The sequence below is a fragment of the Lentisalinibacter orientalis genome, from assembly GCF_040706535.1.
Lineage (GTDB): Bacteria > Pseudomonadota > Gammaproteobacteria > Steroidobacterales > Woeseiaceae > Lentisalinibacter > Lentisalinibacter orientalis.
Window position 1 is genome coordinate 255,599 of record NZ_JAPDRJ010000005.1, and the last position, 26,091, is coordinate 281,689.

The window sequence follows — 26,091 nt, forward strand, 5'->3', positions numbered from 1 at the left end:
CGGGCGCGGGTGTGCACGATGGCTGAAATACTGCCCAACGTCTGGCTCGACGGGGACATCGTCCCGGCCGGGCAGGCCCGGATATCACCGCTGGACCGGGGCTTTCTGTTCGGCGACGCGGTCTACGAGGCCATGCCGGTGTGCGGCGGGCGCGTGGTGGGCGAGTCCGGGCACCTGGCGCGCCTGGACCGCAGCCTGAGCGCCATCGGCATCCGCAACCCGGTCGACGACGCCGGCTGGCGGCGCCTGTTCGCCCGCCTGGTGGAGGCCAACGGCGGCGGCGACATGTTCCTGTATCTGCAGGTGAGCCGCGGCGCCGATGCGGGCCGGGATCACCGCTTCCCGGCGGACACGGAACCGACGGTGCTGGCCATGGCCATGCACTGGCGGCCGCCCCGGGAGGCCGATTATGCGACCGGCGTCAACGCCGCGCTGGTACCGGATCAGCGCTGGGCCCGCTGCGACATCAAGTCCACCTCGCTGCTGGCCAACGTGCTCGCGCGCCAGGACGCCGCGGAACGCGGCGCGGCGGAGGCCATCCTGCACCGGGACGGCTGGGTCACCGAAGGGGCCGCCAGCACGATTGCCATCGTCACCGGCGGCACCCTGCTGGCGCCGCCGCCGGATCCCTCGGTGCTGCCCAGCGTGACCCTGCAGCTCGCCTGGGGCGTCGCCGAGGCCGAGGGCATCCCGCGCGCGCGACGGCGCTTCACGGTGGAGGAGCTGCTGGAGGCCGACGAGGTCATCATGCTCGCCAGCAGCCGGGAACTCGTGCCCGTGGGCCGGGTCGATGACACCACCATCGGCACGGGCGCACCGGGGCCGCTGTGGCGGCGCCTGTTCCGCGGCTACCAGCAGGCACATCACGGGCAGAGAGCCGAAAGCCATGCATGAGGACAGCCCTCTCGAGTTTCCCTGCGACTTCCCCATCAAGATCATGGGCAGGGACGAGCAGGACGACTTCCGCAGCGAGGCCGTGGCCATCGTCGAGGCCGAGGTCGGGCCGCTGCCCGCCGGCGCGGTGACCACCCAGCCGAGCCGCAACGGCCGTTTCCTCTCCGTCACGGTCACTGTCCGGGCGGAGAGCCGCGAACAGCTCGATTCGCTGTACCGGCGGCTGAGCGACCACGAGCGGGTGCTGGTGGTCCTGTGACGGCCGAACCGGTCATCGCCCGCGACGGCGGCCGCACGCTCACCGTGCGGCGCCTGGGCCGGCGCGACTACGAGCCGCTCTGGCAGGCGATGCAGCGGCACACCGACGAGCGCGACGCCGACACGGGCGACGAGATCTGGTTCACCGAACACCCGCCGGTCTTCACGCTGGGTCTCGCCGGCAGCCGCGAGCACGTCCTCGCGCCGGGGGACATCCCGGTGGTGCACATCGACCGGGGCGGCCAGGTCACCTATCACGGCCCTGGCCAGCTCATGATCTACCCGCTGATCGATATCCGCCGCGCGGGTATCGGGGTGCGGCGGCTGGTCTGCGCGCTGGAGACGGCGGTGATCAGGATGGTGGCGCCGTTCGGCATCGAGGCGGCGGGCCGGCGCGACGCACCCGGCGTGTACGTGGACGGCCGCAAGCTGGCGAGCATCGGGCTGCGCATCCGCCGCGGCGCCAGCTACCACGGCATGGCCCTGAACGTAGACATGGACCTGGAGCCGTTCTCCCGCATCAACCCGTGCGGCTACCAAGGCCTCGAGATGACCGACCTCGCCCGCCTCGGCGGACCGGCCGACCTGGACCGGGTGGCGGACCTGCTGCTCGCGCCGCTCTGCGAGGAGCTGGGCTTCGGGCCGCCCGCCGCGGAGTAGGCTCCGCCGCAGGACCGTCCGGGACGTTGCTCCGACTCGCGCGGGGTTGCGCGTGCCGGGTCGTGCTAGCGGGTCAGCCGTCGGCGCAGCGCGGACAGGCGGGCCGGCGTGCCGGGATCGTGCCAGGCGCCGGTGTAGAGCTCGCCGCGGACCCGGCCGGCGGCCGCGTGTTCGCGGATGAGCGGCGCGAGCGGGAAGATGCCCTCCTCCACACGGGCGAAGAACTCCGGCCGATAGCGGCCGATGCCCGAGTAGGTGTGGCGCCGGCCGCCGCCGCTGCCCACCAGGCCGTCCTCAAGGGAGAAGTCGCCCCGCGGATTGTGCTCCGGGTTCGGCACCAGCACCAGCCAGGCCATGGCGTCGTCCGGCGGCGGCAGCCGGGTGAATTCGTAGTCGGTATGGATATCGGCGTTCACCACCCAGAACGGCTCGGCGCCCAGCAGCGGCAGCGCCCGCCGGATGCCGCCGCCGGTATCCAGCGCCGTCTCGCCCTCCGGGCTGTAGACGAGGGTGACGCCGTAGCGGCTGCCCTGCCCCAGCCGGTCGACGATCTGCCCGCCGAGCCAGGCCAGGTTGATCACGATCTCCGTGATGCCGGCCCGGGCCAGCGCACGGATGTGGCGCTCGATCAGCGTCTCGCCGCCCACCTCCACCAGGGGTTTCGGCACGGTGTCCGTCAGCGGGCGCAGCCGCTCGCCGCGGCCGGCGGCCAGGATCATGGCCCGCGTCGCGCTCACGGCGCGCGCTCCGACAGCGCGGGCAGCACCCGCTCGGTGATCAGGGCGCAGAGCCACTCGAGCTCCGGGTAGTCGGCGCGGAGCGCCGTCACGTAGGCGAGCGTGCGGGGCACGTCGGCCAGGTAGCCGGGCTTGCCGTCCCGGTGCCAGAGCCGGGCGAAGATGCCCGCCGCCTTGAGATGCCGCTGCACGCCCATGAGGTCGAAGGCACGCAGGAACCCGCCGTCCCCGTCGGCCGCGCCGTCGAGACGGAGACCCGCCGCACGCGCCTCCTGCCGGTACACGTCCACCCAGGCAAGCACTCGCTCTCGCGGCCAGGTGATGTAACAGTCCTTCAGCAGCGATACCAGGTCGTAGGTGACGGGGCCGTGCATGGCATCCTGAAAATCGAGGATACCCGGCGGCTCGGCCGTCACCATGAGGTTGCGGGAGTGATAGTCCCGGTGCACGAAGACCGCGGGCTGGGCCACGGCGCTCGCGGCCAGCCGGTCCGTGACGGCGTCCCAGGCGGCCGCATCGTCCGCTGACCAGTCCAGCGCCAGGTGCCGCTGGCAAAGCCAGTCCCGGAACAGCGCCATCTCCGTGTGCAGGAACTCACGGTCGTACGGCGGCAGCTCGGCCGCGTGGCGGGCGCCGCCGCGCTGCAGCTGCACCAGCGCCCGGATGGCGGCTCCGTACAGCCGGTCGGCCTCTCCGGGCTCGGCCCGGAGCCGGTGCAGATAGAGCTCGTCGCCGAGATCGGTGAGCAGCAGGAACCCGGCGCCGAGGTCGGCCTCGAGGACCCGCGGCGCCGTGAGCCCGATGGCCTGCAGCCAGCCGGCGATCCGCAGGAACGGCTCGCTGTCCTCCTGCGCCGGCGGGGCGTCCATCGCGATATAGCTGTGGCCGCCGCTCAGCACCCGGAAGTAGCGGCGGAAACTCGCGTCCGCCGATGCCGGCCGCAGGTCGTCGAGGGTCATCCCGCAGTCGCGGACGAGCCATTCCTCGAGCTCGCGAAGCCTGTCGTCACGCAATGCCGGGATACTCCATTCGAGGACCGCCGCGGGGGCCGGAGGCCGCGCCAGCCGGCGGATCGGCCGGTTTGAAGGGGTCGGGAAACTGTGCGAAGGTAGCAAAAAATCACGAGCGAGTTCATCCCACCTTGCTGCCCAGTACGCTCCGCCTCGCCGCAATGGCCTGCCTGCTCGTTGCGACCTCCTTGCCTGCGCGCGCACAGGAACGGCTGGACTGTCAGGCGGACCCGGTGGTGACGCCGCCGGTCGCGGACACTGCCGCGCCCGATGCTCCGGCGGTGCCTGGCGACCCCGACGCCGACGACGAGGAGATCCAGCTGGAGGCCGGCGAGGCCGAACTCACGCTCGGCGGCGGCGCCTCGCTCAGCGGCGGCGTGCGGCTGCAGCGCTCCGGCTTCCTGCTGGAGGCGGAGCAGGCCGATTACGATCCGGCCCTGCGTGCCCTGAGCCTGGCCGGCGGCGTGCGCTACGGCGGTCCCGACGCGGACGTGGAGAGCGAGCTCGCCCGTTTCAGCTATGACGAGGGCCTGATCCGCTTCGAGGACGCCCGCTTCGGCCTGGCCGCCCGCAGCTCCCGCGGCGAGGCCGGGCTGCTGCAGATCGAGCGCTCCGGACTGCTCACGCTGGAAGACGTGAGCTACACCACCTGCCCGCCCGGCAAGGACGACTGGCAGCTGCTCGGCGATCGCATCCGCCTGGATACCGCCGAGGGCGTCGGCACCGCCCGCGACGTGAAGCTGGAATTCCAGGGCGTGCCGATCCTGTACGCCCCGTGGCTGTCGTTCCCGATCAGCCCGGCGCGCAAATCCGGCTTCCTCATTCCCGACATCGGCAGCAGCGGGCGCAACGGCACGGACGTGAGCGTCCCCTATTACTGGAATATCGCCCCGAACTACGACGCCACCATCACGCCGCGGTTGCTCACCCGCCGGGGCATGCAGCTCAACACCGAGCTGCGCGTACTCACCGGATCGAGCGACGGCACCGCCGAACTGGAGTATCTGCCCGGCGACGACGAGACCGGCGAGGACCGCGTCTATCTGCGCCTGCAGGACCGCACCATCATCGCCGACCGCTGGCGGGCGCTGCTGGACGTGCGCAGCGTCTCCGACGACAACTACTTCGAGGACCTGGGCGGCAGCCTCAGCGAGGCCAGCACCACCCACCTGAACCAGAGCCTGCGCTTCGACTACCCCGGCCGCCACTGGTACCTCGCCGCGGATTTCCGCATCTTCCAGACCATCGATTCCACCATCACCGGCGAGGAGGAACCCTACCGGCAGCTGCCGCGGCTGACCGCCTCCGGCGACTGGCCGTCGACGGGAACGGGGCCGTCCTGGGGCATCGACTCGGAGCTGACCTATTTCGACCGGGACGCCGGCGTCACCGGCTGGCGGCTGAACGCCCGGCCCCGGTTCGAGTACTCGATCGAGCGGCCCGGGCTGTACCTGCGCCCCGGCATCGAGGTGGACCACACGGCCTACGGCCTGACCCAGACGGCCCCGGGGGAGGCGGACGCGCCGAGCCGCACGGTGCCGCTGTTCAGCGTCGACGCCGGCGCCATCTTCGAGCGCAGCATCGACAAGCGGGGCTGGATACAGACGCTGGAGCCCCGGGCGCTGTACGTGCACGTGCCCTACACGGACCAGCAGAACCTGCCGGTTTTCGACACCATCGAGCCGGACCTGAACCTGGTGCAGGTCTTTCGCAAGAACCGCTTCGTCGGGCCGGACCGGCTGGCCGATACCGACCAGGTCGCCCTGGGCGTGACCACCCGCCTGTTCGACGCGGCCAGCGGCCGCCAGCTGCTGCGCGCCACCATCGGTCAGACCCGCTACCTGAGCGACCAGGGCGTGACCCTGCCGGGGCTCGCGCCCGTCTCCGCCGACTCGTCGGACTACATCGCCGAGCTCGGCTTCGACGTATACGGCAACTGGAACCTGGACTTCGGCCACCAGTGGAACTCCGACACCGACACCACCACGCGCTCGGAGATCCGGCTGCAGTACCGCCCGGAGGACGACCGGGTGCTGAATTTCTCCTACCGCTTCCGCCGCGGCTCCATCGAGCAGGCGGACGTCTCGTGGAGCTGGCCGATCGGCGAGCGCTGGAACCTCGTCGGCCGCTACAACTACTCCCTGCGCGAGGACACGACGCTCGAACGCTTCGTCGGCGTGGAGTATGAAAGCTGCTGCTGGAGTATCCGGCTCGTCACCCGCCGCTACATCAGCCGCCGGGACCGCACGGCCGACTCGTCCATCGCCATCCAGCTGGAACTGAAGGGCCTGACCAGTGTCGGAGACCCTGCAGACGAGCTCCTGGAACGTGGTATTCTGGGCTATTCACGTGACTGAACACTCTCACGCCCCCTTCATTCCTATGTACAGAACCGTATCCCTGACAATCTCGTTCGGGGTCCTCGCCTTCCTGCTGCCGGCGCTGGCCGGCGCCCAGGACAGCGAGCGCCTCGACAGCATCGTGGCCGTCGTCAACGAAGGCGTCGTGCTGGAGAGCGAACTCGACAACCAGACCGAGCTGGTGCTCTCGCGCCTGCAGGAGCAGAACGTCCAGCTGCCGCCTCCCGAGGTGCTGCGCGACCAGATCCTCGAGCGGCTGATCATCGACCGCATACAGCTGCAGCGCGCCGAGCGCATCGGCATCCGCATCTCCGACGAGATGCTGAACAGCGCGCTGGCCGACGTCGCGCAGCGCAACAACATCTCCTTCGCAGACCTTCCGGCGGCACTGGCGGCCCAGGGCCTCGACTACACGATGTACCGGGAGGAGATGCGCGACCAGCTGGCGCTGGAGCAGCTACGACAGGTGGACGTGATGAGCCGCATCAACGTCTCCGACCGCGAGATCAACCGCTGTCTCGAGAACCTGGAGGCGAACGTCGGCGCGAACTCCGAGTTCGACATCTCCCACATCCTGATCAGCGTGCCCGCCAACGCCACGGCGGAACAGTTCCGCGAGGCCGAGGTGGAGGCCCGCCGGCTGTACGAGGAGTTGCAGGACGGCGCCGACTTCGCCAAGGCGGCGGTGAGCTACTCCGACGCCCAGAACGCGCTGGAAGGCGGCAACCTCGGCTGGCGCAAGGGCACCCAGCTGCCGACGCTCTTCACCGGCGTCGTCGAGAATCTCTCCCCCGGCGAGATCGCCGAGCCCATACGCAATGCGAGCGGCTTCCACATCATCAAGCTGAACGACGCGCGCGGCGCCATCGCCCGCAGCGAGGTCGACCAGTCGCGCATCCGTCACATCCTGATTCGCCCCGACGAGATCATCGACGACGCCACCGCTCGCCAGCAGCTGGCGGAACTGCGCGAGCGCATCCTGGCCGGCGAGAGCTTCGGCGACCTGGCCCAGCTCAACTCGGACGATCCGGGCTCCGCGGCCGAAGGCGGCGACCTCGGCTGGACCTCGCCGGGCACCTTCGTGCCCGAATTCGCCGAGGTGGCGAACTCGCTCGAGATCGGCGAGCTGAGCGAACCGTTCCGCTCCCGCTTCGGCTGGCACATCCTGGAGGTGACGGACCGGCGCGTCTACGACAACACCGCCGAGGTACGCGAGCGCAACTGCGTGAACAGCATTCGGGCCGGCAAGCTGGAGGAGGAGACCCAGCTGTGGCTCCGGCGCATGCGCGACGAGGCCTTCGTCGACAAACGCATCTGAGGCGGCCGTGGCCGCCGCATCCCCACGCCTGGTGCTGACGGCCGGCGAGCCGGCCGGCATCGGGCCCGACATCTGCCTGATGCTCGCCGCGGGGCCCCTCCCCGCCGAGACGGTGCTGGTGGGCGACCGGCGCCAGCTGGCCGAGCGCGCCGCCGCGCTCGGCATCGACGTGGTGCTGCCGGAGTACCATCGGGGCGATCCCCGCCGCGGCGGCCACACGCCAGGCGATATTCCGGTGATGTCGTTCCCCCTGCCGAATGTCGAGTGCTGCGGCACGCCGGACCCGGCCAACGCCAGCGCGCTGCTGGCCGGCCTGGAGTGGGCGGCCCGGGCCTGCCTGGACGGCGAATTCGACGCGCTGGTGACCGCGCCCCTGCAGAAGAGCGTCATCAACGAGGCCGGGCTGTCCTTCAGCGGCCACACCGAGTTCCTGGCCGAGGCCACCGGTGCGCCGCTGCCGGTGATGATGCTGGCCACCGACGAGCTCCGCATCGCACTGGCGACCACCCACCTGCCGCTGGCCGAGGTCCCCGCGGCGATCACGGCGGAACGGCTCACGCGGGTCATCGACGTGCTGCACGGCGACCTGCGCCGGCGTTTCGGCATCGACGAGCCGAAGATCCGGGTCTGCGGTCTGAATCCGCACGCCGGCGAGGGGGGGCATCTGGGTCGGGAGGAAATCGACGTGATCGCCCCGGCACTGGACGAGCTGCGGGCGCGCGGGATCGCCATCGAGGGCCCCGTCTCCGCCGACACCGCTTTCCTGGACACCGCCGGCAAGGCGGATGCGGTGCTTGCGATGTACCACGACCAGGGTCTGCCGGTGATCAAGTATGCCGGCTTCGGCAAGGCCGTGAACATCACGCTCGGGCTGCCCATCGTGCGCACGTCGGTGGACCACGGGACCGCCCTCGCGCTGGCCGGCAGCGGCCGCGCCGACCCGGCCAGCCTCGGCGTCGCGCTGCGCTATGCGGCCGAGCTCGCCGGGCGCGGCGGATGAGCCCAACTTGAGCCACCGACCGCGCAAGCGTTTCGGCCAGCACTTCCTGCGCGATCCCTCCGTGGTATCGCGCATCGTCGCGGCGATCGGCCCCGCCGGGGGCGACCACCTGGTGGAGATCGGGCCCGGCGAAGGCATCCTCACCGCCCCGCTCGCCGCGCTGCCCGTGAGGCTGGACGCCGTGGAGATCGACCGGGACCTCGCGGCGGCACTGCGCTCCCGTTACGCCGGCGCCGCGAACGTCACCGTGCACGAAGCCGACGCCCTGAAGTTCGACTTCGCCGCACTCGGCGACGGTCTGCGTGTCGTCGGCAACCTGCCCTACAACATCTCGACCCCGCTGCTGTTCCACCTCGTCGAGCAGCGCCGGGCGATACGCGACATGCACTTCATGCTGCAGAAGGAGGTCGTGGACCGCATGGCGGCGTCCCCCGGCGGCAAGCAGTACGGCCGCCTCACGGTCATGCTCGCCTGCTCCATGGAGGTCGAGCGCCTGTTCGACGTGCCGCCGGAGGCCTTCCGGCCGCCGCCCCGCGTACAGTCCAGCGTGGTCCGGCTCGTGCCCCGCGCCCGACGGCTGGAGGTCGGTGACGAGAGTCTGTTCGCCGCACTCGTGACCGGCGCGTTCTCGCGCCGGCGCAAGACGCTGCGCAATGCGCTGGCGGCATGGCTCACCGCGGAGGCCATCGCCGAGGAAGGCATCGACCCGACGCTGCGACCGGAACGGCTCGCGCCGGAGGAATTCGCCCGGCTCGCCAACCGGGCGCTGCGCGAGCGGGACGATGCGCTAGAATGACGCCCCGAACGAGATGCCCACCCGATTTTCCGCAGCGAGAGGCCAGCCGAGAGGCCATGACCGACAAGCCGAATCACCGCATCAGCGTGGACGTGAGCACCCACTTCCTGGACGAGCAATCGGAACCGGAGCTGGACCGCTACGTCTTCTCCTACACGATCACCATCGCCAACCGGGGCGATGTGCCCGCCTCGCTGCTCAGCCGGCACTGGATCATCACGGATGCCAATGGCAAGGTGCAGGAGGTACGCGGCGACGGCGTGGTGGGCGAGCAGCCCCATCTCAATCCGGGGGAGCAGTTCCGCTACTCCAGCGGCACGGTGCTGGAGACGCCCGTGGGCAGCATGGAGGGCAGCTATCAGATGCTGGCCGACGACGGCGTGCGCTTCGATGCCCCGATCGCGCCATTCACCCTGGCCGTGCCGGGTCTGCTGCACTAGCGGACCCGCGGCCGCGACAGCGGAGACCGTAGCATGGCGGTCTATGCCATCGGCGACCTGCAGGGCTGCTACGACCCCTTCCGGCGCCTGCTGGATAAACTGGACTTCGACCCGGGCCGGGACACGCTCTGGCTCGCCGGCGATCTGGTCAACCGCGGTCCGAAGTCGCTGAAGACCCTGCGTTTCGTCCGATCCCTGGGCGACGCGGCGGTGACCGTGCTGGGGAACCACGACCTGCACCTGCTGGTGATCGCCCACGAGCGCACCGCGGCCAAGCGCTCGGCCTCCCTCGCCATGAAGCCCATCCTGCGCGCCCACGATTGCGACGAGCTCATCGACTGGCTGCAGAACCGCCCGCTGGTGCACTACGACGAGGGTCTGGACACGGTGCTCGTCCACGCAGGCGTGCTGCCCGCCTGGGACCTCGACACGGTGCTCGCCCTGGCAGCCGAGGTAGAGACGGTACTGAGAGGTCCGCGCCCCTCCAAGCTGCTGGCGCATCTGTACGGCAACGAGCCCGACCGCTGGCGCGACGATCTGCACGGCGTGCCGCGGTGGCGCTTCATCGTCAACGTGCTCACCCGCATGCGCATGCTCACGCGCAAGGGCAGGCTCGATTTCGACTTTACGGGCCCGCCGGAAGACGCGCCGCCGAAGCTCACACCCTGGTACCGCGCGCGCGACCGGGCGCTGGCCGGCACGCGTATCGTCTTCGGCCACTGGTCGGCGCTGGGACTGCTGAACGAGCCGGATCTGGTCTGCCTGGACACGGGCTGCGTGTGGGGCCGCGCCCTCACGGCGTTGCGCCTGGACCGGGCGGCGAAGCCGGTGAAGGTAAAATGCCGGGACCAGTCGCGCTAGAATCTCCCCGTGGAATCCGACGACAGGGCCATCAGCACGAGCGCGGCGCCGCCGCCGGTGGGCGCGTATCCTCACGCCCGGCGGGCCGGGGGGCTCCTGTTCCTGTCCGGGCTGGGCCCGCGGGACCCGGCGGGCGGCGACATACCCGGCGTGCGCCGGGACGACGAAGGCCGCGTGGTGGACTACGACATCGAGGCCCAGTGCCACGCCGTCTTCCGCAACGTGAAGAGCGTGCTCGAGGCCGCAGGTTCCGGCTGGGACCGACTCGTGGACATTACCGTCTTCCTGACCGACATCGAGCGCGACTTCGAGGCGTTCAACCGCATCTATGCGGACTATTTCCCCGGCGCGGGCCCCTGCCGGACCACCGTCGAGGTGAACCGGCTGCCGACGCCCATCGCCATCGAGCTGAAATGCATCGCGGCCCTCTAGAACGCGCCATGGAACACGCAGCGGAACGCCCGCGGACACGTGCCGGGAGAGAGATATGAGACCCCTCACCGCCTTCAATTTCCGCGACTGGATCGACACCAACCGGGACGCACTGCGGCCGCCGGTATGCAACAAGCAGGTCTTCGAGGACGGCGAGTTCATCATCATGGTGGTCGGCGGGCCGAATTCCCGGGACGACTACCACTGGGACGAGGGCGAGGAATTCTTCTACCAGCTCGAGGGCGACATGCTGCTGAGGACCATGCAGGACGGCGAGCGGGTGGACATCCCCATCCGCGAGGGCGAGATCCTGCTGCTGCCGCCCCGGGTGCCCCACTCGCCCCAGCGTTATGCCGACACGGTGGGGCTCGTGGTCGAGCGCAAGCGCGCGCCCGAGGAGCTGGACGGATTCATGTGGTTCTGCAACGAGTGCGACACGAAGCTGTACGAGGAATTCCTGCACGTCGACGACATCGTGAAGCAGCTGCCGCCGGTCTTCGAGCGCTTCTACGGCAGCGAGGAGAACCGCAGCTGCCCGAACTGCGGAGCCGTGATGCCGCCGCGCTGAGCCCGTGAAGATCGACATCCACACCCACGTGCTGCCGCCGGACTGGCCGGACCTGAAGGAACGCTACGGCTACGGCGGCTTCGTGCAGCTGGAGCATCACGGGCCCGGCTGCGCGCGCATGCTGCTGGACGGCAGGAACTTCCGCGAGGTGCAGTCGAACTGCTGGGACCCCGGCGTACGCATCAGCGACTGCGACGCCACGGGCGTGGACGTGCAGGTACTCTCCACCGTGCCCGTCATGTTCAGCTACTGGGCCAAGCCGCGGGATACGGCCGACCTGGCCGCGCTGCTGAACGACCACATCGCCGCGCTGGTCGAAGAGCACCCCCGCCGCTTCCTCGGCCTCGGCACGCTGCCGATGCAGGACGCGGACCTGTCGATCCGCGAACTGGAACGCTGTCTCGAGCTCGGACTGCACGGCGTGGAGATCGGCACCCATGTGAACGGCTGGAACCTGGACGACGAGCGGGTGTTCCCGGTACTCGAGGCCGCCGCCGAGCTCGGCGCGGCCGTGTTCGTGCATCCCTGGGAGATGCTCGGCCGCGAGCGCATGAACCTGTACTGGCTGCCCTGGCTGGTGGGCATGCCGGCGGAGACGGCGCTATCGGTCTGCTCGCTGATCTTCGGCGGCGTGTTCGAGAAGCTGCCGGACCTGCGCGTGGCCTTCGCCCATGGCGGCGGCGCCTTCCCCGGGCTGATCGGGCGCCTGGAGCACGGCTTCGCCGTGCGGCCCGACATCGTCGCGGTCAAGAACACGGTGCCGCCCTCGGAGTATCTCGGCCGCTTCTACGTGGACTCGCTGGTGCACGACCGGCGCATGCTCGAGTACATGATCGAGCTGTTCGGCGCGGAGGCCATCGCCCTCGGCAGCGACTACCCATTCCCGCTCGGCGAGCACCACCCGGGCGCCCTGATCGAATCCATGGACCTCGACGCGGCCGTGCAGGACCGGCTGCTCGCCGGCACGGCGTTGGAGTGGCTGGACGTGGACCGGAGCCGTTTCCAGTGAGCGCGGCGTTCGAAGAGGCCCGGCGGCTGGACGCGGCCGATGCGCTGGCCGGCTTCCGGGAGGAGTTCGTCTTCCCGGAGCGTATCGACGGCCGCTCGCCCGTCTATCTCTGCGGCAACTCCCTCGGCCTGATGCCGCGCCGTGCGGCCGACGCGGTGCGCGCGGAGCTGGATGCCTGGGGCCGCCTGGCAGTGCGCGGGCACGTCGAGGGCGAACACCCCTGGCTGCCGGCGCACCGGCGGGCGGCCGAGCCGCTGGCCGCGCTGGTGGGCGGCACACCCGCCGAGACCGTGGCGATGAACACGCTCACGGTCAACCTGCACCTGCTGATGGCGAGCTTCTACCGGCCCGAAGGCGAGCGCCGCTGCATCGTCATCGAATCCGACGCCTTCCCGTCCGACCGCTATGCGGCCGCCTCCCAGATCGCCTGGCACGGCCACGACCCGGACCGGGATCTGCTGGAATGGCGCCCGCCGGAGGGAGAGCACGGCCTGCGCACGGAAGACCTGGCCGCGCTGCTGGAGCGCCGCGGACACGAGATCGCACTGCTGCTGCTGCCGGGCGTGCAGTACTACACCGGCCAGTGTCTGGACATGGCGGAGATCTGCCGGCTGGCGCAGCGCCACGGCGTGACGGTGGGTCTCGACCTCGCGCATGCCGTCGGCAACGTGCCGCTGTCACTGCACGACTGGGGCGCCGACTTCGCGGTGTGGTGCAGCTACAAGTACCTGAACGGCGGCCCGGGCGCGATCGCCGGCGCCTGGGTGCACGAACGCCACTGCCGCGACCGCAGCCTGCCCCGGCTGCTGGGCTGGTGGGGCCACGAGGAGAGCACCCGCTTCCGCATGACGAAGGACTTCACGCCCGCGCCGGGCGCGGACATCTGGCAGCTCAGCAACCCGCCGGTGCTCGCGCTGGCGCCCGTGATCGCCTCGCTGGAGCTGTTCGACGCCGCGGGCATCGGCGCGCTGCGCGAGAAGTCCCTGGCGCTGACCGGTTATCTGCGCCGCCGGCTCGCGGAGCGGTTCCCCGGCGGCTTCGGCATCCTCACGCCGGAGGATCCGGCCAGTCACGGCGCCCAGCTCTCACTGGTGGTGCGCGGCATGGGCCTCACGGGCCGGGACCTGTTCGAGAACCTCGAGCGCCTGAACGTGATCGCGGACTGGCGCGAGCCGGACGTCATCCGTGTGGCCCCGGTGCCGCTGTACAACTCCTACGCGGACGTCGAGGCCTTCCTCGAGCGCCTCGCCGAGGCCGCCGCCATGACCCAGGCTCTGGCATGAGCGGCCTGGCATGAGCGGCACGGCCCTGCACGGCACCGGCGACGACCCCATCGCCATCCTGGGCGCGGGACTGACCGGCTCGCTGCTGGCCGTGCTGCTCGCCCGCCGCGGCCATGCCGTGGACCTGTATGAGCGCCAGCCGGACCTGCGCACCCACAATGCCCAGGGCGGCCGCTCGATCAACCTGGCCCTGGCCGCCCGGGGTCTGCGGGGGCTGGCCCTGGCCGGCCTGACCGAGGCGGTGGAGCCGCTGCTGATGCCCATGTCCGGGCGCCTGCTGCATCAGGAGGACGGCGGCCTCGACTTCCAGCCCTACGGTCAGCACGAAGGCGAGGAGAACTATTCGGTGTCCCGCGCCGACCTCAACCGGGTGCTGCTGGACGCCGCCGAGGCAGCCGGCGCCCGGCTGCACTTCGGCGAGGGCTGCAGCGGCATCGATCTCGATGCGCGGCGGGCCACGCTCCGCCACGAGCAGACCGGTGCCGAGCGGCAGGTCGCCATGGCACCCCTGATCGCCGCCGACGGCGCCGGCTCGGTCGTGCGGCGCGCGCTGGCCGATGCCGGCCACATCAGCGCCGGCGAGTCCCTGCTGGCCCACGGCTACAAGGAACTCACCATCCCGCCGGCGGAGGACGGCGGCTTCCGCATCGACCCGGGCGCGCTGCACATCTGGCCGCGGGGCGGCTTCATGCTCATCGCGCTGCCGAACCCGGGCGGCGACTTCACCGTGACGCTGTTCCTGCCCAACGAGGGCCCGGAGAGTTTCGCCTCGCTCGACGACGAGGCATCGGTGCGGGAGTTCTTCGAGCGCCATTTCCCGGACACCCCGGGGCTCATTCCCGATTTCGCGGAACAGTTCGCCGCCAACCCGGTCGGCATCCTCGGCACGGTGCGCTGCGAGCCGTGGCACCTGGGCGGAGACGTGCTGCTGATCGGCGACGCGGCCCACGCCATCGTGCCGTTCCACGGCCAGGGCATGAACGCGGGCTTCGAGGACTGCGCCGAATTCTGCCGGCTGCTGGACGGCGGCTGCGACGACCGCGAACGACTGTTCGGCGAGTTCAGCCGGCTGCGCCGCCCGAACGCAGAGGCCATCGCCGACATGGCGCTGGAGAATTACGTGGAGATGCGCGACACGGTGCGCGACCCCCGCTTCCACCTGAAGAAGGCCCTCGCCTTCGAGCTAGAGCGCCGCTGCCCGGACCGTTTCGTGCCCCGCTACTCCATGGTGATGTTCCACGCGGAGATCCCTTACGCCGAAGCGCTGGCCCGGGGCGAGGTGCAGGCCCGGCTGCTCGAGGAGCTGACCGCCGGCGCGCACTCGCTGGCCGACGTGGACCTGGCGCTGGCCGAGCGCCTCGTCAGCGAGCGGCTGGCGCCGCTGCCCTGCGCTCCAGCGTGAGATAGCTGTAGCCGAGTTCGCGTTCCCCGCCGGCGGGGAAGTCCTGCCGCTCCACCGCGCGCCAGTCGGCATTGTCCAGGGACGGGAAGCGGGTGTCTCCCTCGAACGGGCGGTGCAGCCGGGTGAGATAGATGCGCCGCGCCAGCGGCAGCGCCTCGCGGTAGAGCGCCGCGCCGCCGATCACCATTACCTCTTCCTCATCCGCGTCCCGCGCCAGCGCGAGAGCCGCCTCCAGCCCGTCCGCCACCTCGCAACCCTCGGCGGAGTAGCCGGGCCTTGTGCTCAGCACGATGTTGCGCCTGCCGGGCAGCGCCCGGCCGATGGACTCGTGGGTGCGCCGGCCCATCACGATCGGCTTGCCCATGGTGATGTCGCGGAAGCGGCGCAGGTCTTCCGGCAGGTGCCAGGGCAGGCGGTTGTCGACGCCGATCACGTCGTTGGCGGCAGCGGCCACGATGAGCGAGACGACGGGCGTGGCGGACACCCGTGACACGTCAGACGGCCACCGGCGCCTTGATGTGGGGATGGTGGCGGTAGCCGCGGATCTCGAAGTCCTCGTAGCGGTAGTCGAACAGCGTCGGCGGCCGGCGCTTCAGCGCCAGCGTCGGCAGCGGCAGCGGCTCGCGCGTGAGCTGCTCGTCGGCCTGGTCCAGGTGATTCAGATACAGATGGCAATCGCCGCCGGTCCAGATGAAGTCGCCCACGTCGAGATCCGCCTGCTGGGCCACCATGTGGGTCAGCAGCGCGTAGGAGGCGATGTTGAACGGCACGCCCAGGAAGATGTCGGCGCTGCGCTGGTACAGCTGGCACGACAGCCGCCCCTCCGCCACGTAGAACTGGAAAAAGGCGTGGCAGGGGGCCAGCGCCATGCGGTCGAGTTCGCTCACGTTCCAGGCGCTCACGATGATGCGGCGCGAGTCCGGATCACTCTTGAGCTGCTCCAGCACCCGCGACAGCTGGTCGATGTGGCCGCCGTCCGGCGTGGGCCAGGAGCGCCACTGCGCGCCGTAGATCGGGCCGAGGTCGCCGTTCTCGTCGGCCCACTCGTCCCAGATCGTCACCCCGTTCTCGCGCAGGTAGGCGGTGTTGGTGTCGCCCTGCAGGAACCACAGCAGCTCGTGAATGATGGAGCGGGTATGCAGCTTCTTGGTGGTGACCATCGGGAAGCCCTCGCCGAGGTCGAAGCGCATCTGGTGACCGAACACGCTGAGGGTGCCGGTGCCGGTGCGGTCGTCCTTGCGCACCCCCTCCTCGCGCACCCGCCGCATCATCTCCAGGTACTGCCTCATCCGTCAGCTCCCGGTCGCGGGTCCGCCGGGCCTGCCCCTCTGCCGGCCCCCGTGACGATAGGCCAGGGCGAGCACGATCAGGCCGGCCACGATCATCGGCACGCTCAGCACCTGGCCCCTCGTGAGCCAGCCGAACGCCACGTACTCGCCATAGTCCGGCAGGCGCACGAACTCCACCGCCGTGCGGAAGATGCCGTAGAACAGCAGGAACAGCCCCGAGACCGCCATGGTGGGACGCGGACGTGCCGAGTAGACCCACAGAATGACGAACAGCACCAGCCCCTCCAGCAGCGCCTCGTACAGCTGGGAGGGGTGCAGCACCTCCGGGCCCGGCCGGAAGCCCTGGAAGACGTCGTCGGGGACCCGGAAGCCCCAGGGCAGATCCGTGGGCCTGCCCCACAGCTCGCCGTTGATGAAGTTGCCGATGCGTCCGGCGCCGAGACCGATGGGCGCCAGCGGCGCCACGAAATCCGTCATCCGCCAGAAGCCGTGGCCCACCCGCCGGCCGAGCAGCCACACGGCCACCATCACGCCGATGAGACCGCCGTGGAAGGACATGCCGCCCTCCCAGATCTTGAACGGATACAGCGGGTCCTGCGCCCATGCGCCGAGACCGTAGAAGAAGACGTAGCCGATGCGCCCGCCGAGCATCACGCCCAGCGCGCCGTAGAAGATCAGGTCGTCGACCTGCTGCGGAGTGACGGGTGCGTCCGCCCGCTGCGCGCGGTGCCGCGCCAGCAGCCACGCAGCCACGAAGCCGACCAGGTACATCAGCCCGTACCAGCGCACGCCGAGGGGACCGATGGAGAAGATGACGGGATCGATGCGGGGGTATTCGAACATGGCGGCGTAGTCTAGCACCGGGCCGGGGCGTCCTCACCTCGCCGATGCGTACGTTATAGTGGCCGGCCACGCGAAGGGAGGTGAATGCCATGGCCACGCCCGAAGGCGGCCGGGAGACCAACCGCCTGGCCGACGAGACCAGCCCCTACCTGCTGCAGCACGCGGCCAACCCGGTGCACTGGTACCCCTGGGGCCCCGAGGCACTGGAGACCGCCCGGGAAACGGGCCGGCCGATACTCCTGTCCGTGGGCTACTCCGCCTGCCACTGGTGCCACGTCATGGCCCACGAGTCCTTCGAGGACGAGGACACGGCGGCGCTGATGAACAAGCTGTTCGTCAACGTCAAGGTCGACCGGGAGGAGCGGCCGGACATCGACCGCATCTACCAGATCGCCCATCAGCTCATCGCCCAGCGCCCGGGCGGCTGGCCGCTGACCATGTTCCTTACGCCCGAGGAGCAGCTGCCGTTCTTCGGCGGCACCTATTTCCCGAAGGAGCCCCGTCACGGCATGCCGGCTTTCCGCGACATCCTGCAGCGGGTGGCGGAGTACTTCCGCCAGAACCCGGAGGAAGTCCGCAACCAGGGCCGCCAGCTCGCCGACATCTTCCCCAGGCTGGACCCGGAGCCCGCCGAAGGCATCGTGCTGGACGGCACGCCGCTCGCGAAGGCGCGCGAGAGCCTCGCGGAGCGCTTCGACGAGCGCTACGGCGGCTTCGGCGACGCGCCGAAGTTCCCCCACCCCGCCACCCTGGAGCGGCTGCTGCGCCACTGGCGGGCCAGCGCCGGCGAGGAAGAGCCAGACGTGCAGGCGCTGTACATGGCGGCGCTCACCCTCACCCGCATGGCCGAGGGCGGCCTCTTCGACCAGATCGGCGGCGGCTTCTGCCGCTACTCGGTCGACGCACAGTGGCTCATACCTCATTTCGAGAAGATGCTCTACGACAACGGCCCGCTGCTCGCCCTGTACGCGGAACTCGGACTGGCCGGCGGGGATGCGGAGATGAGCCGGGTGGCCGGCGAGACCGCCGACTGGATGCTGCGCGAGATGCGCGCGCCCGGCGGCGGCTTCTACTCGTCGCTGGATGCCGATTCCGAGGGCGAGGAAGGCCGCTACTACGTGTGGACGCCCGAGACGGCGCGCGCGGCCGCCGGCGACCAGGACTTCCCCCTCGTGGCCGCGCATTTCGGCCTGGACGAGGCGCCCAACTTCGAGGGCCGCTGGCACCTGTACGTGCGCCGGCCGGTGGCGCGCCTGGCCGAGGAGCGGGGCGAGGACGGGGACGCGCTGCGCCTGCGCATCGACCGGGCCCGCGAGGCCATGCTGCGCGCCCGCGAACAGCGCGTGCGCCCGGGACGGGACGAGAAGATCCTGACGAGCTGGAATGCGCTGGCCATCCGCGGCCTCGCCGTCGCGGGGCGCGCCCTCGCCCGTGACGATCTGATCGACGCGGCGGCCGGCGCCACCGCATTCCTGCGGCAGGAACTCTGGCGTGACGGCCGCCTGCTCGCGACGTACAAGGACGGACGCGCCCGTTTCCCCGCCTACCTGGACGACCACGCGCTGCTGGCCGACGCGCTGCTCGAGCTCGCGCAGGCGCGCTGGGACGCCGATCACCTCCGCTTCGCCATCGAACTCGCCGAGCTGCTGCTGGCGCATTTCGAGGATGCCGACAACGGCGGCTTCTTCTTCACCGCCGACGACCACGAGGCTCTGCTGCACCGCTCGAAACCCCTGGCCGACGAAGCCATCCCGTCGGGCAACGGCATCGCCGCGCGCGCGCTGCTGCGGCTGGGCTTCCTGCTCGGCGAGGAGCGCTACGTGGCGGCCGCCGAGCGCACACTGCGGGCCGCCTGGCAGGCCATGACGGAGTACCCCCACGGCCACGTCAGCCTCATCACGGCGCTGGAGGAATACCTGCAGCCGCCGGAGCTGGTGATCCTGCGCGGCGATCCGGCCGAGATCGGACGGTGGGCGCGCAACGCGGCCGGCATCTATGCGCCGCGCCGGCTGGTGTTCGCCATCCCGGCGGCGGAGAAGGATCTGCCCGGCCACCTCGCCCTGCGCGAGCCGGCGGCCGACGGCCCGGTGGCCTACATCTGCGAAGGCACCCGCTGCTCGCTGCCCGTCACCACCTGGCCGGCCCTGGCCGCCCTCCTTGGCCACAAGCGCTGATTCGTTCTTTCATGGCCGCCCTGCGGGGGTATCCATCTTGCTCCCGACAAAGGGTCGCGGCGATGGATACCCCCGCATGACGGCCGCCTCGTGGTGGCATGCAGGGGCTGCCAGTCAGCAGCGCCTGCTGACTGGTGCCAAGCCTCTAGGCTACGGGCCCGTCAGCGGGTGGGTGAGGGTTGCGGGGTCGTCCTCGATGCAGCGCAGGCCTCGATGGGCATGTAGGAGGGGCTTCGGCCCCGATCAGCGCTCGGCCACCTGAGGCGAAGATCGGGCCTAAAGGCCCTCCCACATGAGCGTCCCCGCGACCCTCACCCACCCGATGGCGGGCCCACGTCAGGAGAAACGAGGGATCGGGCCTGAAGGCCCTCCTACCGGTTAGCGGGGGAGGTTCTCCAGGAACTCGCGGACCGCGGCGCGCGCCCAGGCCTGCGCCGCCGGATGGCGGCTGGCGCGCGGGCCCGCCACGTTCAGCGTGCCGATGCCGTGCCCGGCGACGAACTCGCCGATGCGCCGTGCGGCTTCTGCCGTGTCCATCTCGTGAGCGTCGAGCAGCAGGTAGGGTTTGCGCTCGCGGCGGCAGTAGGCGACCGTGAGTTCGGTGCCGCCTTCCAGCGCGGAGAAGAAGATCACGGCGGTGCCGTCGCTGTCCTGCACGTTTTTCAGGGTGCGGGCGGGATAGTCCTCGTCCGGCAGTTCGCGCATGGGGAAGAAGGGCGGTATGGCGCCGTCCTCGGCCTTGCGGCCGGCGGGACACCAGCCGCCGCAGGGCACGCCGCGGTCCAGCGCCGCGATGAGCGCGCCCCGGTCCACACCGGTCTGCCCGCCGGAGACGATCCTGATCTGGCGATTCTTCACGGCACCATCATACGGCGGCGCCGGCCGCCGGCAACAGGAACGGGGTCAAAAAGCGGTGATCTCCCTGCCGGTCTCCGGCGTGACCGGACCCCGGGGGCCGGCGAAGCGCACCGGCACGGATTCGAGCCGCAGCCCGGCGTTGCGCTGCACGGCGAAGTGCAGGTGCGGGCCGGTGGTGTAGCCGGTGTTGCCGGAGTCGGCGATGTACTGGCCGCGGGCGACCTTCTCGCCGGGCCGTACCCGGATCGAATCCCAGTTCAGGTGGGCGTACACCGCCATGGTGCCGTCGTCGTGGACGATGCGCACCAGATTGGCCCGCGGCAGGTCCCGCTCCCGGTCCGTGCCGCCGGTGAAGTGCCGGGCGGCCACCTCGAACACGGTGCCCGCACGTGCCGCGTAGACGCCCGTGCCGACCGGCACCGCGACGTCCACGCCATGCCGGCTCGCCAGGGTGTCGTGGGTGCTCGTGTCCGGCCAGGCCTGGGTGACGCGGTGGCGCGTGGCCGCAGCAAACGGGAACCGGTACAGCACGTCCGGATCGTGGCTGGCGGCCGGGTCGCCCGGCAGCGACTCGTAGCGGAAACGGAAACGGCCGGGTACCGCCGGGTCCACGCGGTCGAGGCCGAGCACCACGGAGCCGGTGCGCGCGGGTATGGTGGTGCGCACGTCGCGCTCGGCCACCGGCTCGAGATTGTCGAGATCCATCGCGGCGAGGACGAGTTCCACCGGCACGTAACGGCGATTCTCGGCGATGACCTCGAAGCCGCTGTCGGTCTCGCGCCGCCGGATCACCAGGCCGTCGTCCGACGAGGACGCCAGCGGGCGCACCTCCACGTCCTGCGCGGCGGCGGGACGCCGGTCGGTGTAGACCCACTGACCGTCGTCGCCCCGGTACTTGTACAGGGTATCGCCGGCCGCCGCGGCGGCCGGCAGGACCGCGGCGAGGAGCACCACGCCGAGGCCCATGCGATCAGCCCAGCGGGCGGCGCTCCCAGCCATCACCGGTGCGCCGGATTTCGTAGGCCGGCCAGTACTGCTTGTCGAGCTTCAGCGTGATCACCTCGACGGCCAGGTTCCAGTTCACCGTCTTCAGCCGCACCGACTCCCTGTGCTCCTTGCCGCGGACGGCCTCCAGGAAGGCGTCGAGGTCGGGCGTGGGCCGGCCGTCCACCTCGACGATGCGCCGCCCGGCCCACAGACCGTAGCGCGTGGCCGGCGAGCCGTAACTGAAATAGGCCACGTAGACGCCGCTGGGGTCGATCCCCCGCTGGGCCGCCATCGCCCGGTGCGGCTTCTGCAGCAGGGCGCCGGCCCACATCATGGCCCGGTCGATGCCCGTGCCGTCCAGCGCGACCGTGGCCACCTCCATTTCCCGCACACTGCCCCGCCGCCACACGGCGAGTTTCACCGAGGGCTTCTGCATCGCGCGCTCCACGTCGCGGAAGGTATTCACCACCTCGTCGTCGATACTGAGGAGGATGTCGCCGTTGTTGAGCAGGCGGGCCGCCGGCGAGCCGGCCACGAGACGCTTCACCTGCAGGGCGCGGCGCTGCTCGGGATGGTGGCGCTCCAGCCGCGCCGCCCACTCCTCCGGCAGACCCAGCTTGCGGGCCGCGGCAAGCGGCAGGTAGGCCAGCTCCGCCTCCAGCGAATACAGCGTGCCGCCCGAACGGACCAGATCCACGAATTCCTCAACCAGGTCGGCCGGCACGCCCTTGTTGACCTGGCTGGTCTCGCCGCCGCCCTGGTAGGCAAAACTCGACCACAACGAGACCACCCGTCCACGCTCGTCCGCCAGCACGCCGTCCACCTGATCCGGCGCGTTCACGACGGTGAGCGCCTCCAGGTTGGTATCCCTGAAGCGCAAGGTCCGCGACAGCGGCAGGACGAGCGCATCGACCGAGGCCACCCGGGTCTGCTGATGCACGAGCCGGTGGTCCGGCTTCAGGCCGACCACCCACACGGCATCGCCCGACTCGGCCGGCGAGGTGTTGAAGCGGGCCGACCGGACGGGGGTGTCGCCGATCAGTGCGGGATCGTAGGAGACGATGGTCAGGTTGTGCAGCGGATGGACGTACTCCACCCGGCCGGGCACCTCGAGAGAACCGGCGAAGGTGATGTGGACGTCGCCCATCGCCACCGGCACCGTGTTGCGGTCGACGACCACCAGCCCCCGCTCCGCGTCGACGACGAGACCCGTACCGTAGTAGTGCCGTTCCGCGACGCCCGAGATGGTGTAGGGCAGGTCGAAGTTCACCAGCACCAGCGACGGTGCCAGCGCCTCGGCGCGGCGGTCGTCGTAGGGCGGGAAGCGGGTGCTGGCCACTGCCGGCATTTCCGGCGGCGGGCCGGCCGCCAGTTCCCGGCAGGGCCACAGGCCGGTGTCGTCGTCGCGGCGGCAGCGTTTCGACGGGAACCAGCGCCGGTCGATGCGCAGCGAGCGCAGCTGACTGGTGCGCGGGTCCTCCAGACTCACGAAACGGATCGAGGTGCGCTCGCCGTCGGCCAGCCCGTCCAGCACGGACTCCAGGTCGTCGAGATCGCTCACGGGTTGCGAGTCCAGCTCCGTGAGGACCGCCGCACGGGGGATGGCGGAATTGCTGAGCACGTAACCCGGGTTGGCGACGTACACGCCGTCGACCGGGCGGTTGTAGTGGCGGGCCTGCTGGTAGGACAGCCGATGGAGCACGGCATCGCCGAACTCGATGTACTCGTCCGGCGTGATGGCGTGCAGGTCCTGCACGCGGACGTCGTGCTCGATCACGCTGCCGCCGCGGCGCAGCTCCAGCCGCACGGTCCCGCCCACGCTGTCGTCCAGCACGGCACTCAGCGGCACGAACTCGGTGACGATCTCCCCGTTCAGCCGCACGAGCACGTCGCCCACCTCCAGCAGGCCATCCGCGGGAGAATCCGGCAGCACTTCGGCCACCGTCAGCATGCCGGTCTGCTCCGGGTGCGCCGCCCGCGCCGCCGCTTCCGTCTCCGGGTCCAGCCCGAGCCGGACGAGTTCGTCGTAGGGCCTGCGCACGAACACCGTCTGCAGCGTCCCGCGGCTGACGGGCTCGCCGGCGCGGATGAGTTCCAGCGCCCGCTCGATGCGGTCCAGCGGCAGGAAGAAACTGGAGGCGGCGCTCGAATTGGCCCCGGCATTCAGCGCGACGACGCGGCCGTCGATATCCACCACCGGCGAGCCGGACGAGCCGCCGGAGGTGCCGGAGGCCGCCTGCAGGTAGAAGGTATTGAAGTCGTTGTACTTGCCGCGGCCGTACTCGGGCGCCTGGCGGTCGAGCCGGGCGATGGTGCCGGCCAGGATCGAGAGCTGCTCCCCCGCGTCGTTGCCCACCACGCGGATCTCACGGCCCGTGCGCGCGCCTGCCGGCGAGAGCTCCAGCTCGGCCGGCTCGATGAAGCGCAGGGCGCCCGGGTCGTAGCTGAAGAACCCGAAGTCGTGGACGGGATCCCGGTAGACCGGTGTGAGCGGCACCTCTTCGTTGTTCAGGAATACCGCCTCGGCCACCACCGGCCCCGGCGTCACCACGTGGCGGTTGGTGAGGATCAGGCCGCGCTCCGCGTCCACCACGAAGCCGGTGGCCTGGGTCGAGGTGTTCCAGTCGGTATCGAACGCGCGGGTGGCATCCACCCGGATGGAGACGACCCCCGAGGAGATCCGCTCCAGCGTGTCGGTCCACGCCTCGCGTTCGGCCGCGAACAGGGGCCCGGCGAGGAGCAGGGCGAGCAGTGTGATGACGGAGATACGCTTCATGAGGCTCCCGATAAGGCTTCCGGCGACGGCTGCGAAAGCGCCGCATTGTGGCAGATCGCAATCATCTGAGTCCGGTACTGGCGCGCAAAGTTCCACGCCGCCGGGCGGCGCCGGCGCCGGACCCGGGCTCAGGCCGCGTCCGGCCGCCAGACCAGATCGAGTTCCTTGGCCGCCTTCACGTCGTCCAGACGGCGTACCGGCGTGGTGTAAGGGGCGCCGTGCACGCGCTCGGCGTCGCCGCTCGCCTCCTCGGCGATGGCGACCATCGCGGCGACGAAGCCGTCGAGCATCTCCTTCGACTCGGTCTCGGTGGGCTCGATCAACAGGCACTCCGGCACCAGCAGGGGGAAATACGTGGTCGGCGCGTGATAGCCGTGGTCGAGCAGCGCCTTGGCGAAGTCCATGGCGGTGACGTGCAGCGTCTTCGCCTGCCGCCTGAGGGTCACGATGAACTCGTGGCTGGCACGACGGTCCGGGAAGGCGAGATCGAAGCCCTCGTCGCGCAGGCGCGCCAGCAGGTAATTGGCGTTCAGCGTGGCGAACTCGGCGATGCGGCGCATGCCGTCGCGGCCGACCATCCGCATGTAGACGTAGGCCCGAAGCAGGACGCCCGCATTGCCCATGAAGCCGGACAGCCGGCCGATGGTATCCGGCCGGTCGCGCTCGTCCAGCCAGCGGTAGCGCACGCCGGTCGGGGTCTCCTCCCGGCCGACCATGGGGATGGGCAGGTAGGGCGCGAGCTTGTCGCCCACGCCCACCGCGCCGGAGCCCGGCCCGCCGCCCCCGTGGGGCGTGGAGAAGGTCTTGTGCAGGTTCATGTGGATGACGTCGAAGCCCATGTCGATGGGCCGAACCTTGCCGAGCACGGCATTCAGGTTGGCGCCGTCGTAGTACATGAGACCGCCCGCGTCGTGGACGATGCGCGAGATCTCCAGGATGTGGCGCTCGAACACGCCCAGCGTCGACGGATTGGTGAGCATGATGCCCGCCGTCTTCGGCCCCACGGCCTCGCGCAGCGCGTCCAGGTCGACGTCGCCGGTGTCGTCCGTGGGCAGCTCCACCACCTTGCAGCCGCACATGGTGGCGGTGGCCGGGTTGGTGCCGTGAGCGGCGTCGGGCACCAGGATCTCGTTGCGTTCGTGGTCGCCACGGGCGCGGTGGTAGGCCTGGATCATGGCGACGCCGGTGAACTCGCCCTGAGCGCCCGCCATCGGCGTCAGCGAGACCGCCTTCATGCCGGTGACCGCCTTCAGCATGTCCTGCAGCTCGTACATGCACTCCAGGAAACCCTGGCCGTGGGAGGCGTCGCCATAGGGATGACGGCCGAGGAACTCCGGCAGCATCGCCAGCGTGTTGCACGCCTTCGGGTTGTACTTCATCGTGCACGAACCCAGCGGATAGAAGTGGGTGTCGATCGAGAAGTTCTTCTGCGACAGCCGGGTGTAGTGCCGCACGGTCTCCAGTTCCGACACGGCCGGCAGCGAGGTGGGCGTCTCGCGCAGGAACTTCTCCGGCAGCGCCGGGCGCAGCCGCTCGCCGGCGGGCGCCTGGGCCATGGCGCGGCGGCCCGGCCGCGAGCGTTCGAATATCAGTGTGTCGCTCATCTTCGTCCTCGTCCTTGTCTTACTGTTCGAAGCCGAGCGCCCTCAGCGCCGCCTCGTAGTCGGGTTCGTCGCCGATGTCGTCGACCAGCTGGCGATGCACGACCGTGTCGTTCTCGTCCAGCACCAGCACGGCGCGGGCGAAGAAGCCGGCCAGCGGCCCGTCCTCGATCAGCACGCCGTAGTGCTCGCCGAATCCCTCCGAGCGGATGGCGGACAGCGTCTCCACCCCCGCGAGTTCGCATTCCCGGGCGAAGCGCTGCTGCGCGAACGGCGTGTCCACCGAGATCATCAGCATCACGATGTCCTCGTGCTCCCGGGCGTGGCGGTCGAAGACCTGCACGGACTGTCCGCACACGGGCGTGTCGATGCTCGGGAAGATGTTCAGGATCTTGCGCCGTCCCTGCCAGTGGGAGAGGTGCAGGTTGCGCAGGTCGCCGTCCACCAGGCGGAAGTCCGGCGCCCGCGAACCGACGGCCGGGAGATCGCCGGCCGTGTTCCAGCGCTTGCCGCGGAATGTGACGCCCGCCATCGC

25 protein-coding genes are annotated in these 26,091 nt (G+C 70.5%); 15 read left to right on the plus strand and 10 right to left on the minus strand.

What is annotated here, in order from left to right; translation table 11 throughout:
- Positions 1 to 18 precede the first annotated feature (18 nt).
- The 3 genes from ACJMK0_RS16945 to lipB are packed head-to-tail and all read left to right on the plus strand — an operon-like array spanning position 19 to position 1,812.
- Positions 19 to 894 (plus strand): aminotransferase class IV, encoded by an 876-nt coding sequence (locus ACJMK0_RS16945; RefSeq protein ID WP_405240107.1) that lies wholly within the window; start codon positions 19 to 21, stop codon positions 892 to 894.
- Positions 887 to 1,153, plus strand: a complete 267-nt coding sequence (locus tag ACJMK0_RS16950; protein WP_405240109.1) for a YbeD family protein — start codon at positions 887 to 889, stop codon at positions 1,151 to 1,153. The genes ACJMK0_RS16945 and ACJMK0_RS16950 overlap by 8 nt, the downstream gene beginning before the upstream one ends.
- Positions 1,150 to 1,812: a lipoyl(octanoyl) transferase LipB gene (gene lipB / locus ACJMK0_RS16955; protein WP_405240111.1), complete on the plus strand. Its 663-nt coding sequence runs from the start codon at positions 1,150 to 1,152 to the stop codon at positions 1,810 to 1,812. Before ACJMK0_RS16950 ends, lipB begins: the two co-directional genes overlap by 4 nt.
- A 65-nt stretch (positions 1,813 to 1,877) precedes the next feature.
- Here lipB and murU read toward each other — a convergent pair whose 3' ends face one another.
- Complete coding sequence (gene murU, locus ACJMK0_RS16960; RefSeq protein ID WP_405240112.1) at positions 1,878 to 2,549, minus strand: N-acetylmuramate alpha-1-phosphate uridylyltransferase MurU; 672 nt, start codon at positions 2,547 to 2,549, stop codon at positions 1,878 to 1,880.
- Entirely contained in the window at positions 2,546 to 3,562 is a 1,017-nt protein-coding gene (locus ACJMK0_RS16965; RefSeq protein WP_405240114.1) for an aminoglycoside phosphotransferase family protein, read from the minus strand. The genes murU and ACJMK0_RS16965 overlap by 4 nt, the downstream gene beginning before the upstream one ends.
- Positions 3,563 to 3,747: 185 nt before the next feature.
- Between ACJMK0_RS16965 and ACJMK0_RS16970 the strand changes: the two genes are divergently transcribed.
- Genes ACJMK0_RS16970 through ACJMK0_RS17020 form a run of 11 tightly spaced genes read left to right on the plus strand, consistent with a single transcriptional unit; the run spans position 3,748 to position 15,028 of the window.
- Entirely contained in the window at positions 3,748 to 5,916 is a 2,169-nt protein-coding gene (locus ACJMK0_RS16970; protein ID WP_405240116.1) for an LPS-assembly protein LptD, read from the plus strand.
- Positions 5,917 to 5,941: 25 nt separating this feature from the next.
- Complete coding sequence (locus ACJMK0_RS16975; RefSeq protein ID WP_405240118.1) at positions 5,942 to 7,237, plus strand: peptidylprolyl isomerase; 1,296 nt, start codon at positions 5,942 to 5,944, stop codon at positions 7,235 to 7,237.
- A gap of 7 nt (positions 7,238 to 7,244) precedes the next feature.
- The gene (pdxA, locus tag ACJMK0_RS16980; protein ID WP_405240120.1) at positions 7,245 to 8,237 is read left to right on the plus strand and encodes a 4-hydroxythreonine-4-phosphate dehydrogenase PdxA; all 993 of its coding nucleotides are present in this window, start codon (positions 7,245 to 7,247) and stop codon (positions 8,235 to 8,237) included.
- A gap of 7 nt (positions 8,238 to 8,244) precedes the next feature.
- The gene (rsmA, locus tag ACJMK0_RS16985; RefSeq protein WP_405240121.1) at positions 8,245 to 9,033 is read left to right on the plus strand and encodes a 16S rRNA (adenine(1518)-N(6)/adenine(1519)-N(6))-dimethyltransferase RsmA; all 789 of its coding nucleotides are present in this window, start codon (positions 8,245 to 8,247) and stop codon (positions 9,031 to 9,033) included.
- A 56-nt stretch (positions 9,034 to 9,089) separates the two neighbouring features.
- Positions 9,090 to 9,473, plus strand: a complete 384-nt coding sequence (gene apaG / locus ACJMK0_RS16990) for a Co2+/Mg2+ efflux protein ApaG (protein ID WP_405240123.1) — start codon at positions 9,090 to 9,092, stop codon at positions 9,471 to 9,473.
- Positions 9,474 to 9,506: 33 nt separating this feature from the next.
- On the plus strand, positions 9,507 to 10,334 hold the full coding sequence (locus ACJMK0_RS16995; RefSeq protein WP_405240125.1) for a symmetrical bis(5'-nucleosyl)-tetraphosphatase: 828 nt from the start codon (positions 9,507 to 9,509) through the stop codon (positions 10,332 to 10,334).
- 9 nt (positions 10,335 to 10,343) lie between these two features.
- Positions 10,344 to 10,766: a RidA family protein gene (locus tag ACJMK0_RS17000; protein ID WP_405240127.1), complete on the plus strand. Its 423-nt coding sequence runs from the start codon at positions 10,344 to 10,346 to the stop codon at positions 10,764 to 10,766.
- Positions 10,767 to 10,821: 55 nt separating this feature from the next.
- The gene (locus ACJMK0_RS17005; RefSeq protein ID WP_405240129.1) at positions 10,822 to 11,334 is read left to right on the plus strand and encodes a 3-hydroxyanthranilate 3,4-dioxygenase; all 513 of its coding nucleotides are present in this window, start codon (positions 10,822 to 10,824) and stop codon (positions 11,332 to 11,334) included.
- Between the two features lie 4 nt (positions 11,335 to 11,338).
- Complete coding sequence (locus tag ACJMK0_RS17010; RefSeq protein ID WP_405240131.1) at positions 11,339 to 12,343, plus strand: amidohydrolase family protein; 1,005 nt, start codon at positions 11,339 to 11,341, stop codon at positions 12,341 to 12,343.
- A complete protein-coding gene (gene kynU / locus ACJMK0_RS17015) occupies positions 12,340 to 13,626 on the plus strand; it encodes a kynureninase (protein ID WP_405240133.1) in 1,287 nt (428 codons plus the stop codon). Before ACJMK0_RS17010 ends, kynU begins: the two co-directional genes overlap by 4 nt.
- A 10-nt stretch (positions 13,627 to 13,636) precedes the next feature.
- Positions 13,637 to 15,028 carry an FAD-dependent oxidoreductase gene (locus ACJMK0_RS17020; RefSeq protein WP_405240135.1) on the plus strand — a complete coding sequence of 464 codons (1,392 nt, stop codon included), beginning with the start codon at positions 13,637 to 13,639 and terminating at the stop codon, positions 15,026 to 15,028.
- Here the strand turns inward: ACJMK0_RS17020 and ACJMK0_RS17025 are convergent.
- From ACJMK0_RS17025 to lgt, 3 genes are read right to left on the minus strand one after another with little or no spacing between them, the layout of a single operon-like run.
- Entirely contained in the window at positions 14,988 to 15,512 is a 525-nt protein-coding gene (locus ACJMK0_RS17025; RefSeq protein ID WP_405240302.1) for a dihydrofolate reductase, read from the minus strand. The genes ACJMK0_RS17020 and ACJMK0_RS17025 overlap by 41 nt on opposite strands.
- Before the next feature lie 10 nt (positions 15,513 to 15,522).
- On the minus strand, positions 15,523 to 16,317 hold the full coding sequence (gene thyA, locus ACJMK0_RS17030) for a thymidylate synthase (RefSeq protein WP_405240137.1): 795 nt from the start codon (positions 16,315 to 16,317) through the stop codon (positions 15,523 to 15,525).
- 3 nt (positions 16,318 to 16,320) lie between these two features.
- Positions 16,321 to 17,160, minus strand: a complete 840-nt coding sequence (gene lgt, locus ACJMK0_RS17035) for a prolipoprotein diacylglyceryl transferase (RefSeq protein ID WP_405240304.1) — start codon at positions 17,158 to 17,160, stop codon at positions 16,321 to 16,323.
- 89 nt (positions 17,161 to 17,249) lie between these two features.
- Here lgt and ACJMK0_RS17040 point away from each other — a divergent pair, with 89 nt between their 5' ends.
- Positions 17,250 to 19,334 carry a thioredoxin domain-containing protein gene (locus ACJMK0_RS17040; protein ID WP_405240139.1) on the plus strand — a complete coding sequence of 695 codons (2,085 nt, stop codon included), beginning with the start codon at positions 17,250 to 17,252 and terminating at the stop codon, positions 19,332 to 19,334.
- Positions 19,335 to 19,712: 378 nt separating this feature from the next.
- Here the strand turns inward: ACJMK0_RS17040 and ACJMK0_RS17045 are convergent, their stop codons facing one another.
- The 5 genes from ACJMK0_RS17045 to tpx form a co-directional block, all read right to left on the minus strand.
- Positions 19,713 to 20,192: a putative molybdenum carrier protein gene (locus tag ACJMK0_RS17045; RefSeq protein ID WP_405240140.1), complete on the minus strand. Its 480-nt coding sequence runs from the start codon at positions 20,190 to 20,192 to the stop codon at positions 19,713 to 19,715.
- Between the two features lie 45 nt (positions 20,193 to 20,237).
- Positions 20,238 to 21,191 carry a M23 family metallopeptidase gene (locus ACJMK0_RS17050; protein WP_405240142.1) on the minus strand — a complete coding sequence of 318 codons (954 nt, stop codon included), beginning with the start codon at positions 21,189 to 21,191 and terminating at the stop codon, positions 20,238 to 20,240.
- On the minus strand, positions 21,163 to 23,955 hold the full coding sequence (locus ACJMK0_RS17055) for a trypsin-like peptidase domain-containing protein (RefSeq protein ID WP_405240144.1): 2,793 nt from the start codon (positions 23,953 to 23,955) through the stop codon (positions 21,163 to 21,165). The genes ACJMK0_RS17050 and ACJMK0_RS17055 overlap by 29 nt, the downstream gene beginning before the upstream one ends.
- Positions 23,956 to 24,083: 128 nt before the next feature.
- On the minus strand, positions 24,084 to 25,559 hold the full coding sequence (gene gcvPB / locus ACJMK0_RS17060; RefSeq protein ID WP_405240146.1) for an aminomethyl-transferring glycine dehydrogenase subunit GcvPB: 1,476 nt from the start codon (positions 25,557 to 25,559) through the stop codon (positions 24,084 to 24,086).
- 19 nt (positions 25,560 to 25,578) lie between these two features.
- Complete coding sequence (gene tpx / locus ACJMK0_RS17065; protein WP_405240147.1) at positions 25,579 to 26,088, minus strand: thiol peroxidase; 510 nt, start codon at positions 26,086 to 26,088, stop codon at positions 25,579 to 25,581.
- Between the last annotated feature and the right edge of the window lie 3 nt (positions 26,089 to 26,091).